Annotated in this window: 20 protein-coding genes; 12 read left to right on the top strand and 8 right to left on the bottom strand. The window is 70.3% G+C overall.

What is annotated here, in order from left to right; genetic code table 11:
• Positions 1-71 precede the first annotated feature (71 nt).
• Positions 72-1061, top strand: coding sequence for a GTP 3',8-cyclase MoaA (gene moaA / locus E5083_RS10195; RefSeq protein WP_244317469.1), 990 nt, complete (start codon positions 72-74; stop codon positions 1059-1061).
• Here moaA and E5083_RS10190 read toward each other — a convergent pair.
• Positions 1044-1262, bottom strand: a complete 219-nt coding sequence (locus E5083_RS10190) for a hypothetical protein (protein ID WP_031182095.1) — start codon at positions 1260-1262, stop codon at positions 1044-1046. The genes moaA and E5083_RS10190 overlap by 18 nt on opposite strands.
• 269 nt (positions 1263-1531) lie before the next feature.
• Positions 1532-1936 carry a DUF3099 domain-containing protein gene (locus E5083_RS10185; protein WP_135785335.1) on the bottom strand — a complete coding sequence of 135 codons (405 nt, stop codon included), beginning with the start codon at positions 1934-1936 and terminating at the stop codon, positions 1532-1534.
• Between the two features lie 239 nt (positions 1937-2175).
• Here E5083_RS10185 and E5083_RS10180 point away from each other — a divergent pair, with 239 nt between their 5' ends.
• Positions 2176-2469 (top strand): GlsB/YeaQ/YmgE family stress response membrane protein, encoded by a 294-nt coding sequence (locus tag E5083_RS10180; RefSeq protein WP_031182097.1) that lies wholly within the window; start codon positions 2176-2178, stop codon positions 2467-2469.
• 58 nt (positions 2470-2527) lie between these two features.
• Here E5083_RS10180 and tyrS read toward each other — a convergent pair whose 3' ends face one another.
• Genes tyrS through E5083_RS10155 form a run of 5 tightly spaced genes read right to left on the bottom strand, consistent with a single transcriptional unit; the run spans position 2528 to position 7835 of the window.
• Positions 2528-3796: a tyrosine--tRNA ligase gene (gene tyrS / locus E5083_RS10175; RefSeq protein ID WP_135785334.1), complete on the bottom strand. Its 1269-nt coding sequence runs from the start codon at positions 3794-3796 to the stop codon at positions 2528-2530.
• Positions 3797-3852: 56 nt separating this feature from the next.
• On the bottom strand, positions 3853-5247 hold the full coding sequence (locus E5083_RS10170; protein ID WP_135785333.1) for a metallopeptidase TldD-related protein: 1395 nt from the start codon (positions 5245-5247) through the stop codon (positions 3853-3855).
• Positions 5244-6767: a TldD/PmbA family protein gene (locus tag E5083_RS10165; protein ID WP_135785332.1), complete on the bottom strand. Its 1524-nt coding sequence runs from the start codon at positions 6765-6767 to the stop codon at positions 5244-5246. Before E5083_RS10165 ends, E5083_RS10170 begins: the two co-directional genes overlap by 4 nt.
• Before the next feature lie 52 nt (positions 6768-6819).
• Positions 6820-6996, bottom strand: a complete 177-nt coding sequence (locus tag E5083_RS10160) for a DUF397 domain-containing protein (RefSeq protein WP_135785331.1) — start codon at positions 6994-6996, stop codon at positions 6820-6822.
• Positions 6993-7835 (bottom strand): helix-turn-helix domain-containing protein, encoded by an 843-nt coding sequence (locus E5083_RS10155; protein WP_135785330.1) that lies wholly within the window; start codon positions 7833-7835, stop codon positions 6993-6995. Before E5083_RS10155 ends, E5083_RS10160 begins: the two co-directional genes overlap by 4 nt.
• 135 nt (positions 7836-7970) lie before the next feature.
• Here E5083_RS10155 and E5083_RS10150 point away from each other — a divergent pair, with 135 nt between their 5' ends.
• The 6 genes from E5083_RS10150 to E5083_RS10125 all read left to right on the top strand — a co-directional run bounded on the left by E5083_RS10150 (position 7971) and on the right by E5083_RS10125 (position 11273).
• Positions 7971-8417 (top strand): ATP-binding protein, encoded by a 447-nt coding sequence (locus E5083_RS10150; RefSeq protein WP_135785329.1) that lies wholly within the window; start codon positions 7971-7973, stop codon positions 8415-8417.
• 42 nt (positions 8418-8459) lie between these two features.
• The gene (locus tag E5083_RS10145) at positions 8460-8744 is read left to right on the top strand and encodes a type II toxin-antitoxin system Phd/YefM family antitoxin (protein WP_135785328.1); all 285 of its coding nucleotides are present in this window, start codon (positions 8460-8462) and stop codon (positions 8742-8744) included.
• 5 nt (positions 8745-8749) lie between these two features.
• Positions 8750-9136: a type II toxin-antitoxin system VapC family toxin gene (locus tag E5083_RS10140; RefSeq protein WP_135785327.1), complete on the top strand. Its 387-nt coding sequence runs from the start codon at positions 8750-8752 to the stop codon at positions 9134-9136.
• A gap of 169 nt (positions 9137-9305) precedes the next feature.
• A complete protein-coding gene (fabG, locus tag E5083_RS10135; RefSeq protein WP_031182105.1) occupies positions 9306-10010 on the top strand; it encodes a 3-oxoacyl-[acyl-carrier-protein] reductase in 705 nt (234 codons plus the stop codon).
• 5 nt (positions 10011-10015) lie between these two features.
• Positions 10016-10783, top strand: a complete 768-nt coding sequence (fabI, locus tag E5083_RS10130) for an enoyl-ACP reductase FabI (RefSeq protein ID WP_135785326.1) — start codon at positions 10016-10018, stop codon at positions 10781-10783.
• Between the two features lie 148 nt (positions 10784-10931).
• A complete protein-coding gene (locus E5083_RS10125; protein ID WP_135785325.1) occupies positions 10932-11273 on the top strand; it encodes a hypothetical protein in 342 nt (113 codons plus the stop codon).
• Here E5083_RS10125 and E5083_RS10120 read toward each other — a convergent pair.
• Entirely contained in the window at positions 11251-11943 is a 693-nt protein-coding gene (locus tag E5083_RS10120; RefSeq protein WP_135785324.1) for a FadR/GntR family transcriptional regulator, read from the bottom strand. The two genes, E5083_RS10125 and E5083_RS10120, sit on opposite strands and share 23 nt — an antisense overlap.
• A gap of 103 nt (positions 11944-12046) precedes the next feature.
• Here E5083_RS10120 and E5083_RS10115 point away from each other — a divergent pair, with 103 nt between their 5' ends.
• From E5083_RS10115 to E5083_RS10105, 4 genes are all read left to right on the top strand, one after another.
• The gene (locus E5083_RS10115; protein ID WP_135785323.1) at positions 12047-13321 is read left to right on the top strand and encodes a CynX/NimT family MFS transporter; all 1275 of its coding nucleotides are present in this window, start codon (positions 12047-12049) and stop codon (positions 13319-13321) included.
• A 48-nt stretch (positions 13322-13369) separates the two neighbouring features.
• Complete coding sequence (locus E5083_RS32005; protein ID WP_279632455.1) at positions 13370-13492, top strand: SGM_5486 family transporter-associated protein; 123 nt, start codon at positions 13370-13372, stop codon at positions 13490-13492.
• 148 nt (positions 13493-13640) lie between these two features.
• Positions 13641-13832 carry a hypothetical protein gene (locus E5083_RS10110; RefSeq protein WP_135785322.1) on the top strand — a complete coding sequence of 64 codons (192 nt, stop codon included), beginning with the start codon at positions 13641-13643 and terminating at the stop codon, positions 13830-13832.
• A gap of 78 nt (positions 13833-13910) precedes the next feature.
• Complete coding sequence (locus E5083_RS10105) at positions 13911-14429, top strand: SixA phosphatase family protein (protein WP_135785321.1); 519 nt, start codon at positions 13911-13913, stop codon at positions 14427-14429.

Here is a 14429-nt window from a genome sequence, read left to right as displayed (position 1 = left end):
GATGTCCGAGGTCTCGCGTAGGCTCGCAAGTGGCGAATGACAGACGGTCCGAGACGAGGGAGGGGGCCCACGTGCTCATCGACACCTACGGCCGGGTGGCCACCGACCTGAGGGTTTCACTGACCGACCGGTGCAATCTGCGCTGCACCTACTGTATGCCCGAGGAGGGCCTGCAGTGGCTGGCCAAGCCGGACCTGCTCACGGACGACGAGATCGTCCGCCTGATCGACCTCGCGGTGACCCACCTCGGCATCGAGGAGGTCCGCTTCACCGGTGGCGAGCCCCTGCTCCGCCCCGGCCTGGTCGGCATCGTGGAGCGCGTCGCGGCCCTTGAGCCGCGCCCCCAGATGTCCATCACCACCAACGGCATCGGCCTCAAGCGCACCGCCGCCGCCCTGAAGCAGGCGGGGCTCGACCGGGTCAACGTCTCGCTGGACACCCTGCGCCCCGACGTCTTCAAGACCCTCACCCGGCGCAACCGCCACCAGGACGTCCTGGACGGGCTCCAAGCCGCCTCCGAGGCGGGCCTCACCCCGGTCAAGGTCAACTCGGTCCTGATGCCGGGCCTCAACGCGGACGAGGCCCCCGACCTGCTGGCCTGGGCGCTGGAGCACGCGTACGAGCTGCGCTTCATCGAGCAGATGCCGCTCGACGCCCAGCACGGCTGGAAGCGCGAGGGCATGGTCACCGCCCAGGACATCCTCGCCTCCCTGCGCACCCGCTTCGAGCTGACCGACGAGGGCGAGGGCGAGCGCGGTTCGGCCCCGGCCGAGCGCTGGCTGGTGGACGGCGGCCCGCAGCGGGTCGGCGTGATCGCCTCGGTGACCCGCCCGTTCTGCGCGGCCTGCGACCGCACCCGGCTCACCGCCGACGGCCAGATACGCACCTGTCTGTTCGCCACCGAGGAGACCGACCTGCGCGCCCTGCTGCGCTCCGGCGCCTCCGACGAGGAGATCGCCGAGCTGTGGCGCAAGGCGATGTGGGGCAAGAAGGCGGGCGCGGGCCTCGACGACCCGTCCTTCGTCCAGCCGGACCGCCCGATGTCAGCGATCGGCGGCTGAGTCCTCCCATTCCCGGAGCGGGACCACGTCCTTCAGGAAGCCGCGCACGCCGAGGAACTGCGACAGATGCTCGCGATGTTCCTCGCAGGCGATCCAGGTCTTGCGCCGCTCCGGGGTGTGGATCTTCGGGTTGTTCCACGCCAGCACCCACACGGCATCGGCCCGGCAGCCCTTCGCGGAACAGATCGGTGTCTCACTCACGAAAAAGATTCTCGCAGAGGGGATTCCCACGGAAGGCGGGGAGTGCGCGGAGTGAATTCGCGCGGGAAAAACGCCTGCGAACAAGGCGACGCCGAGCAGCCACGGGGGGAGCTGCCCGGCGTCGGTCTGTCGCTCCGACGGGGGATGCGGAGCGCGTACGCAGTATGTCACGCACCACTGGCCGACCGGCACAAGAACAGCATGATTGAACTGAGCTTTTCCTGAGCTTGGCGGGAAGTCGTCTTCCGCTTTTTCCGCTGCCGCGCTGCTCAGGCTCGGTCGGAACGTTTCTCCCGCGACTCCGCACCTGGCCGGGCCGACGCCTGTTCCGGGCCGGAATCCGACCGCTCCGCTGACTCTTCGTCACGAGGCTCGTCACGCGGCGGTGTGATCATCGGCTTGGACGGCATCACGACGAAGGTCGAGGGAAGCGACTGCGGCCGTTCCCGCCCCGCGTTTGCGATCACCACGGCGATGTACGGCAGCGCGGCGCCCAGCACCAGCGCCACGATGGCGACGTACCGCTCCACGTTCCACAGGGAGGCGGCCAGGATCACGGACACCGTCCGGATCGACATCGAGATCACGTACCGCCGCTGTCGGCCCCGTACGTCCTCGGCCAGGCCGGTCCGGGCGCCGGTGATCCGGAAAACCTCGCCACGCTGCTTGCCCATCAGTCCACCATCCGCCCGCATGGTCCAACCCCGGCCCGAAAGCCGCGTCCGGGCCCGAACCGGCCCCGGCACACCCACCAACGGTACGCCGCCGCGCCCCCGCGCTCGATACCGGGGCGCCGTCCGGCCTGCGGGAACGTCCACCGTCCGGGTGCCCCCGGCATGCGCGACGGCCGGAGCGCGCCCAGACTGGCCAGGACGATCAGATCGATCAGGTCGGACCGGACGAGGAGGCCGCCATGGGCTGGCTGTGGGCGATCATCGTGGGATTCGTGCTGGGCCTGCTCGCCAAGGCGATCATTCCCGGCAAGCAGCACAGCCCCCTGTGGCTGACCACCATCTGCGGCATCCTGGGCGCCCTGGCGGGCAACGCCATCGCGCGCGGTCTGGGGGTCGCGGAGACCAAGGGCATCGACTGGAGCAGGCACATCTTCCAGCTCGTCGCCGCGATCATCATCGTGTTCTTCGTCGACATGCTCTACACCGCGACCCTCGGCAAGCGCCGCAAGCGCAAGTACGACGAACGGGTGTGACGCGGGTACGACAGAGGGCGGCCTCCCCGCGAAGGGAAGCCGCCCTCTTATCCATGCCTCAGGCGCCCGTGACCTCGACCGCCGCCAGGTTCTTCTTGCCCCGGCGCAGCACCAGCCAGCGCCCGTGCAGCAGCTCCCCGGCGTCCGGTACGGCGTCCTCAGTGGCGACCTTGACGTTGTTCACGTAGGCCCCGCCCTCCTTCACCGTGCGCCGCGCGGCCGACTTGCTGGCCACGAGACCGACCTCGGCGAACAGGTCCACCACGGGGCCCAGCTCCGCGACCTGGATGTGCGGCAGCTCGGAGAGCGCGGCGGCGAGCGTCGCCTCGTCCAGCTCGGACAGCTCGCCCTGGCCGAACAGCGCCTTGGACGCGGCGACCACGGCGGCGGTCTGGTCCGCGCCGTGCACCAGCGTCGTCAGCTCCTCCGCGAGCGCGCGCTGCGCCGCACGGGCCTGCGGACGCTCCTCGGTCAGCCGCTCCAGCTCCGCGATCTCCTCGCGGGACTTGAAGCTGAAGATCCGCAGGAACTTGGAGACGTCCCGGTCGTCCGCGTTCAGCCAGAACTGGTAGAAGGCGTACGGCGTGGTCATCTCCGCGTCGAGCCAGACGGTGCCCGACTCGGTCTTGCCGAACTTGGTGCCGTCCGCCTTGGTGATCAGCGGGGTGCCCAGCGCGTGGACCACGGCGTCCGGCTCGGTCCGGTGGATCAGGTCGGTGCCGGAGGTGAGGTTGCCCCACTGGTCGCTGCCGCCGGTCTGCAGCGTGCAGCCGTAGCGCCGGTACAGCTCCAGGAAGTCCATGCCCTGGAGGATCTGGTAGCTGAACTCGGTGTAGCTGATGCCCGCGTCGGAGTTCAGCCGGCGGGAGACGGCCTCCTTGGCGATCATCTTGTTGACTCGGAAGTGCTTGCCGATGTCCCGCAGGAACTCGATGGCCGACATGCCCTGGGTCCAGTCCAGGTTGTTGACCATCACGGCCGCGTTCGGACCCTCGAAGTCCAGCAGGGGCTGGATCTGCGCGCGCAGCCGCTCGACCCACTGGCCGACGGTCTCCGGCGCGTTCAGCGTGCGCTCGGCGGTCGGCTTGGGGTCGCCGATCAGACCGGTCGCGCCGCCGACCAGGCCCAGCGGGCGGTGGCCCGCGTTCTGGATGCGGCGCATGGTGAGGATCTGGACCAGGTTGCCGAGGTGCAGGCTGGGCGCGGTCGGGTCGAAGCCGCAATAGAACGTGACAGGACCGTCCGCGAACGCCTTGCGCAATGCGTCCTCGTCGGTGGAGAGGGCGATCAGCCCACGCCACTTCAGTTCGTCGACGATGTCCGTCACGGTTCTCGTGTCTCCTAGATGATCATGCGGCGGTCGGGTGACAGCCGAGTACGAGGTTATACGCCCTGGCTGACAGAGCTCATATTGAATTCCGGCACGCGGAGCGCGGGCATCGCGGCGCGGGTGAACCAGTCGCTCCACTCGCGGGGCAGCGTCTGCTCGGTGCGGCCCGCCTCGGAGGCGCGGCCGAGCACGCCGACGGGCGACTCGTTGAACCGGAAGTTGTTCACCTGGCCGGTGACCTCGCCGTTCTCCACCAGGTAGACGCCGTCGCGGGTGAGGCCGGTGAGCAGCAGGGTCGCCGGGTCCACCTCGCGGATGTACCACAGGCAGGTCAGCAGCAGCCCGCGCTCGGTGGCCGCGACCATCTCCGCGAGCGAGCGGTCGCCGCCGCCGTCCAGGATCAGGTTGTCCAGCGCCGGGGCGAGCGGCAGCCCGGTCAGGGCCGCGCTGTGCCGGGTGGTGGTGAGGTGGTCGAGCACACCGTCCTTGATCCAGTCGGTGGCGCGTACGGGCAGCCCGTTGTCGAAGACCGAGCGGTCGCCGCCGGAGGAGTGGGCGACGACGAAGGGCGCGCAGTTCAGGCCCGGCTCGTCGGGGTCGCTGCGCAGGGTCAGCGGCAGCTCGCTGAGCCGCTCGCCGGTACGGGTGCCGCCGCCCGGCTTGGAGAACACCGTGCGGCCCTCGGTGGCGTCCCGGCCGGAGGCGGACCAGAGCTGGTAGATGAGCAGGTCGGCCACGGCGGACGGGGGCAGCAGCGTCTCGTACCGCCCGGCCGGCAGCTCCACGCGGCGCTCGGCCCAGCCGAGGCGCTCGGCCAGCTCGGTGTCCAGGGCGCCCGGGTCGACGTCCTTGAAGTCGCGGGTCGAGCGGCCGGCCCAGGCCGAGCGGGTGTGGTCGGGGGACTTGGCGTTCAGTTCCAGGGTGCCGGTCGGCTGGTCGTGCCGAAGGCGCAGGCCGGTGGAGGTGCCGAGGTAGGTGGAGACGGTCTCGTGGCTGGCGAAGCCGTACAGCTCGCGGCCGCCGGCCCGGGCGCGGGCGAACGCCTCGCCGAGCGCCGGGGCGAAGTCGGCGAACACGGCGGAGGAGGTCTCGGCGGGCGCGTCGCGGAAGTCGGGGGAGTCCGGGACCCCGCTGACCAGCGGCTGGGCGTCCTCGGCGGGTCCGGCCGCCCGCGCGGCGGCCTCGGCGGCCCGCACCAGCGGCTCCAGCTCGGCCGCCGTCACCGCCGAGCGCGAGACCACGCCGGAGGCGGTGCCCTGCTGCCCGTCCACGGTGGCGATCACGGTGAGGGTACGGCCGCGGGTCACGCCGTTCGTGGTGAGCGCGTTGCCCGCCCAGCGCAGGTTGGCGCTGGACTCCTCGTCCGCGATGACGACACAGCCGTCCGCCCGGGACAGCGCGAGGGCCCGCTCGACGATCTCGTACGGCTTGCTGGTCCGCGCGCTCATCGCCCGGCCTCCTGGGTCGTGTTGAGGATGTTGACGCCCCGGAACAGGGCGGAGGGGCAGCCGTGGGACACGGCGGCGACCTGGCCGGGCTGGGCCTTGCCGCAGTTGAAGGCGCCGCCGAGGACGTAGGTCTGGGGGCCGCCGACGGCGGCCATCGAGCCCCAGAAGTCGGTGGTGTTGGCCTGGTAGGCGACATCCCGGAGCTGGCCGGTGATCCGCCCGTTCTCGATGCGGAAGAAGCGCTGGCCGGTGAACTGGAAGTTGTAGCGCTGCATGTCGATCGACCAGGACCGGTCCCCGACGACGTAGATGCCCCGGTCGACGCCCCCGATCAGCCCCTCGGTGGACAGCCCGGCGGGGTCCGGCCGCAGCGAGACGTTGGCCATGCGCTGGACCGGGACATGGCCGGGGGAGTCCGCGAAGGCGCAGCCGTTGGAGCGGTCGAAGCCGGTCAACTTGGCGATCCGGCGGTCGAGTTGGTACCCGGTGAGGGTGCCGTCCTTCACTAGGTCCCAGGACTGCGCGGCCACGCCCTCGTCGTCGTAGCCGATGGTCGCCAGGCCGTGTTCGGCGGTGCGGTCGCCGGTGACGTTCATCAGCTCGGAGCCGTACTTGAGCTTGCCGAGCTGGTCGAAGGTGGCGAACGAGGTGCCGGCGTAGGCGGCTTCGTAGCCGAGGGCGCGGTCCAGTTCGGTGGCGTGGCCGATGGACTCGTGGATGGTGAGCCACAGGTTGGAGGGGTCCACGACCAGGTCGTACAGGCCGGGGTCCACGCTCGGGGCGCGCATCTTCTCGGCCAGCAGCTCGGGGATCTGTTCGAGTTCGGCGTCCCAGTCCCAGCCGGTGCCGGTCAGGTACTCCCAGCCCCGGCCGGCCGGCGGGGCGAGGGTGCGCATCGAGTCGAACTCGCCGCTGGAGTCGTCCACGGAGACGGCCGTCAGCTCGGGGTGCAGCCGGACGCGCTGCTGGGTGGTGACGGTCCCGGCGGTGTCGGCGTAGAACTTGTTCTCGTGCACGGTGGTCAGCGAGGCGTCCACGTGGTCGACGCCCTGCGCCGCGAGGAGCCGCCCGCTCCAGTCGCCCAGCAGCGCGGACTTGTCCGCGTCCGGCACGGTGAAGGGGTCGATGTCGTACGACGAGATCCACGTCTTGTCGGCGTGTACGGGCTCGTCGGCCAGCTCGACGCGCTCGTCCGACCCGGCGGCCTTGATCACCTGCGCGGACAGCTTGGCCATCGCCACCGCCTGCGAGGCGACCTTCGCGGCGCCGTCCATCGTCAGGTCCACCCCTGAGGCGAACCCCCAGCTACCCCCGTGCACGACCCTGACGGCGTACCCCAGGTCGGTGGTGTCCGAGGACCCCGACGGCCGCCCGTCCCGCAGCCGCCATGACGCGCTGCGCACCCGTTCCAGCCGGAAGTCGGCGTGCGTGGCCCCCAGGGCGCGTGCACGCGCCAGCGCGGCATCAGCGAGGGCCCTCAGGGGGAGCGCCAGGAAGGAAGGGTCGATGTGTTGAGCCACGGGCGGGTTCCTCCTGCACGGGGTGGGGTGCAAGGAGGATACGGCGCTCAGTTCACTTGCCGACGAACATGGCCCATGCCTCGGGGGTGACGGTGAGGGGGCGCATACGCTTGTCTTTGGAGTCGCGGATGTGGATAGCGCCGGGACGCAAGGAGACCTCGATGCAATTGTCACCTTCGCTGCCGCTGTAGCTGCTCTTGAACCAGGCCAGCTTGTCAGTGGTGCTCATAGTGCTCCTCGCATGTCTTCCAGCAGTTCCACGGTAGCCCGGCAGTCCAATGCCTGGGAACGCAGCTTGCCATAGCACTGAAGCAACACGCTTACGTCTTTCGGCGCGGAGATCAGGTTGCTGGACCTCTGTCCCTCGGTGTAGCCGAGCCACTGGTGAGCGGGCGTCTCTGCCAGATACATCAGACCGTCGATGCCCGCGTGGTCCTCCTGGATCAAGGGCATGATCTGAATCTCGACATTGCGCCGGGCCCCCACTGCGAGCAGGTGGTCAATGACCTGCTTCGTCACCTCGCCGCCTCCCAGGCGTCGCTCCAGTACGCACTGCTCGATGACGAAGGTGAACGCGGTGTTCTGCCGGGCGGAGAAGATCTGCTGCCGATCCAGCCGGGCTGCCACGTTGCGCTCGACCTGCTCCTCGTCCGGCGGCGGTAGCTGTCCGTTGAACACCGCCCGCATGTAGCTCTCCGGCTGCAACAGCCCCGGAATCGCCCGGCATTCGTACGCGCACAGGGAGACCGCGTCCTCCTCGATGCCTGCCCACTCCCGGAACCGGTGAGCCAGCCCTGGCCGCCTGGTCAGGCTCTTGGCCGCTCCCGTCAGTACCTTGATGGCGACCGGCCCCAGGGGTTCTTCGGCCCGGGTCAGCAGATCCGATGGAGGAAATCGCTTGCCCTGCTCGATCTTGGCGATGTAAGGAACCGAGTACTGCACGCGAACTGCGAACTCCTCCTGTGTCAGGTTCGCTTCCTCCCGTAGCACCTTCAAGACCGCGCCGAAGGTCCGCAGGCCATCGGAGAGTTCTGCCTCGTTGTTGCCCTTCGTCACGACTGCCTCCATGTGCCCCTGAACCGGCCGAATCGACCCATCGTCACGGGGAGTGACCCACCCAGTCCAGAGTGTGCACTGATACAAGCGGAGTTGTATGGGCTTCGTTCCTGTTGGCCCCCCGGAGGGACTCCTCACGCTGGACCCATGTCACCCACGCCCGCCCAAGAGGCAGTCACCGTACGTACGTTCGCTCAGCGTTTCTCCGCCACCCGGCGGGGTGCCCGGCTCGCCCGCCGACTCGCCACGCACCAGTTGGACCAGTGGGGCCACCCCTACGGCACCCCCACCTCCGAGGCCGTCGCCCTGATCGTCGCCGAACTCGCCGCGAACGCCGTCCTGCACGGCCGCGTACCGGGAAGGGACTTCGAACTCCGCCTCCACCAAACCCCCGACCGCATCCGCGTGGAGGTCTCGGACACCCACCCCGCCCACCCCAAGCTCCCCGCCCAGGACCCCACCGCCGAGGGAGGCAGGGGCCTCCTCCTGATCGAGGCCGTAGCCACCCGCTGGGGCACGAGCCCGCGAACCGGCCCCGGCAAGACCGTGTGGGCGGAGTGCGCCACCCACGCAGTCTCACCGGTTTGTAGGTAGGCTTGAAGAGATGTAGGCACAATCGGCCGAAGCGAGGCAGCGATGAGCACCATCTCCGTCCGAGAGTTCTCGTACAACCCGAGCGCGGTGTTCGCCCGTGTCGAGAAGGGGGAGGCGATTCAGGTCACCCGGCACGGCAACGTGATCGCCATACTGTCCCCGGCCGGCGGGCCCATGGAGCGGTACGCGCATTTGGTGGCCCAGGGGAAGATCAAGCTCAAGCCGGTCACCGCTGCCGACCGGCACACGATGCCCCATTACGCGGTACCCGAAGACGTCGATCCCCTGGCGCTGCTTCTGGCCGAGCGCGAGGAGGATGACCGTTGATCTACATGGACACATCCGCGCTGGTCACGTGGATGACCCGCCGCAACCACTGGAGGGAGTTGGACGCCTTCCTCCAGGAGCGGATCACCGCGCCGCTCGCCACCAGCACGCTGGGCTTCGTGGAGACGGTACGGACCCTGGATCTCATGGGGCACTTCCCGAAGGCGATGGAGGATCTGGATACCCGGATCACCGAGATCCTGCTGACCAGGGAAGTTCGTGACGGGGCGGCTCTGCTGGTCGGGAGGCTCAGGACGCTGGACGCGATTCATGTGGCCGGCGCGCTGTCGCTGGGCGACGACCTGACCGCTCTGGTGACCTACGACCGCCGGATGCTGGACGCGGCCCGAGCCGAGGGGCTGGCCGCTCACGCGCCCGGAATGACGGGCTGAGCGTCTGTAGGAATCCGACAGGAGCAGGGATGTGTCACTGTCGGTGCCCGATTGTCCGTGGTCGCGGGCGGACCGATAGGTTTCTTGGGAAGCCGCCTGTCAGGCCCGTCACGAGGGCGTCCGGGCGGATTGTCGGAACGTTGTAGACCGCTGATGAAAGGGTGATCCGTTGAGCCGCTCGGTTCTCGTCACCGGAGGCAACCGGGGCATCGGCCTCGCCATCGCCCGCGCTTTCGCCGACGCCGGCGACAAGGTCGCCATCACGTACCGCTCGGGCGAGCCCCCGGCGGGCTTCCTGGCCGTCAAGTGCGACATCACCGACGCCGAGCAGGTCGAGCAGGCGTACAAGGAGATCGAGGAGCGGCACGGCCCGGTCGAGGTGCTGGTGGCCAACGCGGGTGTCACCAAGGACCAGCTCCTGATGCGCATGTCCGAAGAGGACTTCACCTCGGTCATCGACACCAACCTGACGGGCACCTTCCGGGTCGTCAAGCGGGCCAACCGGGGCATGCTGCGCGCCAAGAAGGGCCGCGTCGTACTGATCTCGTCGGTCGTCGGCCTGCTGGGCTCGGCGGGGCAGGCGAACTACGCCGCGTCCAAGGCCGCGCTGGTCGGCTTCGCGCGCTCCCTCGCCCGTGAGCTGGGCTCGCGCAACCTCACCTTCAACGTCGTCGCCCCCGGCTTCGTCGACACCGACATGACCAAGGCGCTCACCGACGAGCAGCGCAAGGGCATCGTGTCGCAGGTGCCGCTCGGCCGGTACGCCGAGCCGGAGGAGGTGGCCGCGGCGGTGAAGTTCCTCGCCTCGGACGACGCCTCGTACATCACTGGAGCCGTCATTCCCGTTGACGGCGGACTGGGAATGGGTCACTGAACACCATGAGCGGAATTCTCGAGGGCAAGCGCATCCTGATCACGGGTGTGCTGACGGAGTCCTCCATCGCCTTCCACGCGGCCAGGCTCGCGCAGGAGCAGGGCGCCGAGATCATCCTGACCGCGTTCCCGCGTCCCACGCTGACCGAGCGCATCGCCAAGAAGCTGCCGAAGCCGGCGAAGGTCATCGAGCTGGACGTCACCAACGAGGAGCACCTCGCGCGCCTGGCCGACATCGTCGGCGAGGAGCTGGGCGGCCTGGACGGTGTCGTCCACTCCATCGGCTTCGCCCCGCAGGACGCCCTCGGCGGCAACTTCCTGAACACCCCGTTCGAGTCGGTCGCCACCGCCATGCACGTCTCCGCCTTCTCCCTGAAGTCGCTGACCATGGCCTGCCTGCCGCTGATGCAGAACGGCGGCTCGGTCGTCGGCCTCACCTTCGACGCGCAGTACGCCTGGCCGCAGTACGACTGGATGGGCCCGGCCAAGGCCGCCCTGGAGGCCACCAGCCGCTACATGGCGCGCGACCTGGGCAAGCAGAACATCCGCTGCAACCTCATCTCCGCGGGCCCGCTCGGCTCCATGGCCGCGAAGTCCATCCCCGGCTTCTCCGACCTGGCCGCCGTCTGGGACACCCGCTCCCCCCTCGAGTGGGACCTCAAGGACCCCGAGCCCGCCGGCAAGGGCATCGTCGCCCTCCTCAGCGACTGGTTCCCCAAGACCACGGGCGAGATCATCCACGTCGACGGCGGCCTGCACGCGATCGGCGCCTGACAGCTCCCGCACGCGCGTGAGGCCCGCACCCCTTCAACGGGGTGCGGGCCTCACCCGTACGGATCTCCGGCCGGGCCGACCCGGCTCACGCGGCGCATCCTCGTAGTACGCGTCCCCTCCGCAGCCATGGCCGAGGAGGTCCCTCTACGTGCGTCTTCCCCGCAGCCTGACCCCGGTGACCGCGGCGGCGGTGCTCGTTCTCGCCATGCCCGGCGGCATCGCGCGCGCCGGGGACGGCAAGCCGCACGCGCCCGATCTGTTCGGGGCGTCCTGTCGTACCAAGGTGGACGGGTCCGAGGTGGTGGCGTACTGCCACAACCCGTATGTGCACGTGGACCGGGTGCGGCTGCACGTCGAGTGCGCGCGGTGGTGGGACATCGACACCGACAGCGCGCCGGTGGCGGCGGGGCCCGCGCTGACCGTGAAGCTGACCGGGCGGTGCTGGAAGGAGATCCGGGTGGTGTGGATCAGTCACCAGAAGGCGGGCTGAACCGCTCCGGCCGGCACTGGAAGGGGTAGCTCGCCGCCTCCGTGGCCGCCGCCCGCGCGTCGCCGGTGCGGATCGCGTCCACCAGCCGGGTGTGGTCCATGTACGCCCGCGGCTCCAGCTCGGCGCCCACGTCCGCGCGCAGCCACTCCCGCAGCACCTCGCCGAGGTCCGCGTACATCGCCGTCATCACGTCGTTGTGCGAGGCGGACACCACGGCCAGGTGGAAGGTGGCGTCGGCCGTCACGAACGCCTCCGCCTCCCCGGCCTCCCACGCCTCCTCGCGCCGGGTCAGCAGCGCGTCCAGTTGCTTGAGGTCCTTCTCGGTACGCCGCTCCGCCGCCAGCCTCGCCGCCGACGACTCCAGCGTGGACCGCAGCTCCGCGATGTGCCGGGGATCGGCGTCGGCGAACCTGCGGTGCATCACCCCGGCCAGCTCACTCGTGGCGACCACATAGGTGCCGGAGCCCTGGCGGATGTCGAGCAGGCCGTTGTGCGCGAGCGCCCGTACCGCCTCGCGGACGGTGTTGCGGGCCACGCCGAGCTGCTCGACCAGCTCCGGCTCGGTGGGGATGCGGGAGCCGACCGGCCACTCGCCGGACGTGATCTGGGCGCGCAGCTCCGCGATGACCTGCTCGGACAGCGCCGAACGGCGCGGGTGGCTCAGAGGCATGACTCACCTTGGCACGTGAGTTCCGGCCCGTACCAACGGACCGGACCGGGGCGCCCCCTGAGGAGCCGGCTCCGGAATGGACAACCAATCATCCCATGATTCTATGATGGGTCTCATGGCTGAGGAGACCCGGACCGTGCGGAAGCCCGCCGTCCCCGAGACAAGCACCCCCCTGACGACCCCCGCCGCCCCGCCCGCCTGGGCCGTGCGCCTGGTGATCGTCGGTATCGTGCTGGCCGCGCTCAACCTCCGCCCGGCCATCACCAGCCTGGGCGCCCTGCTGGAGGAGGTCCGCGACGGGCTCGGCATGAGCGGCGGCGTCGCCGGACTGCTCACCTCCGTGCCCCCGCTCTGTTTCGCGGTCTTCGGCGCCACCGCACCCCGCCTCGCCCGCCGCTTCGGCCCCGGCGCGGTGGTCTGCGCGGGCATGACCGCCATCACCGCCGGCCTGCTGATCCGCCCCTACATCGGCGGAACCGCCGGATTCCTGGCCGCCAGCGCCCTCGCCCTCATGGGCATCGCGGTCAGCAACGTGCTGATGCCGGTCATCGTCAAACGCTGGTTCCCGGACCGCGTGGGCACCATGACCGGCCTGTACTCGATGGCGCTGGCCCTCGGCACCGCCGTCGCCGCCGCCGTCACCGTGCCGCTGACCGGCGCCCTCGGCGGGCACTGGCAGTCCGGGCTCGCCGTCTGGGCGGTCCTCGCGGGCATCGCCGTACTGCCCTGGCTGCCGCTGGTCCGCGAGCGGGTGCCCGCGCCGGTGCCGGTGCCGGGCGCGGAGGCGGGCCCCCGGCTGCGCATCGCCCGCAGCCGCACCGCCTGGGCGCTCGCCGTCTTCTTCGGCCTCCAGGCCACCGCCGCGTACATCACCATGGGCTGGATGCCGCAGATCTTCCGCGACGCCGGGGTCCCGGCCGGTACGGCGGGCGTGCTGCTCGCGGTCACCATGGTGATGGGCGTCCCGCTGGCCTTCGTCATCCCGCGCGTGGCGAGCCGACTGCCCCACCAGGGGCCCATCGTGCTGGTCCTCGGCGCCTGCGGCCTCGCCGGGTACGCCGGGCTGTACCTGGCGCCCGCCGCCGGTGCCTGGGCCTGGGCGGTGCTGCTGGGCATCGCCAACTGCGCCTTCCCGCTCGCGCTCACCATGGTCGGCATGCGGGCCCGCACCGGTCCGGGCGTGGCCCAGCTCTCCGCGTTCGCCCAGAGCACCGGGTACCTGCTCTCCATCCCCGGCCCGCTGCTGGTCGGCGTGCTCTACCAGCGCAGCGGGGGCTGGGGCGTGCCGATCGCGCTCATGGCCGCGCTGATGCTGCCGCAGATGGCGGTCGGGTTCCTCGCCGGGCGCGACCGGATCGTGGAGGACGAGGCCCGCTGAGGCGGGGGTGGCGGGCTCCGGCGCGGGGGAGGGTGGGACACTGGCCGCATGCAGCCTGTGCTCGACCCGAACCCCAAGAACGGCCAGAAGAAGATGCTGATCGTCTTCGGCTCGTTCTTCGCCATCTTCATCGTCATCGGCATCGTCGCGATGCTGCTCGCCCCCTCCTGATCACGGGGGCTGTCCCCCCGTCCCCTAGGGGGCGGGGATCAGGGTCAAGTGGGTGGAAGCCCGGATGGGTTGACGGCCGGTGACCGCGTAGCTTCGAGGGGTACGGGAGAGAGCTTCCCGTACGGCCCGACGAGCCACGGAGGCGATCATGCCGGTACCCGCCCACACCCGGCCCCACCCCGCCGGTGCCCGGCTGCCCTGGTGGGCGCTGGCGCTGCCGATACTGGCCTTCGTCGCGCTGCTGCTGCTCATCATGAACCCCTCCGACGCGCACGCGGCGAGCGGCGACCCCGCGCTCGCGCAGATACTGGAGCGCGCCCGGCAGCTCGTCGCGCACTGAACCCAGACCCCTCGCACCGGTGAATCCGCATGTCAACTCCCTGCGCCAGGTGGCCTGTTTCATGCGAAGCTGGGGGACATGAGCGTCGCTGAACCCCGCAGGATCGTCCTCTTCCGCCATGCGAAAGCCGACTGGCCCCAGGTTTCCGACCATGAGCGCCCCCTCGCCGACCGGGGCCGCACGGACGCCCCCGTCGCCGGCAGCAGGCTCGCCGACACCGGAATCCCCTTCGGCCTGGCCGTCTGCTCCACCGCGGTACGCACCCGCGAGACATGGAAACTCGCCGTGTCCGAGCTGGATCACCGGCCGAAAACGGTCTATGAGGACCGGGTCTACAACGCCTCGCCCGGCGAGCTGATCGCCGTGCTGAACGAGACGCCGGACGACGTGCGCGACGCGATCCTCATCGGCCACAACCCCGGCGTGCACCACCTGGTCGAGATCCTCGCCGGGACCGCCGAGGGCGACGCCCGCGAGCGGATGAACCGGCGCGGCTTCCCCACCTCCGCCTTCGCCGTGCTCACCTTCGACGGCGACTGGAAGGACCTGGAGCCGGGCAAGGCGACGCTGGTGGAGTACTGGGCGCCCTCGGAGTGA

The organism is Streptomyces bauhiniae, from assembly GCF_004784475.1.
Taxonomy (GTDB): Bacteria; Actinomycetota; Actinomycetes; order Streptomycetales; family Streptomycetaceae; genus Streptomyces; species Streptomyces seoulensis.
Note: the sequence above shows the minus strand (reverse complement) of the source record. Positions and strands in the feature narration are given on the sequence as shown.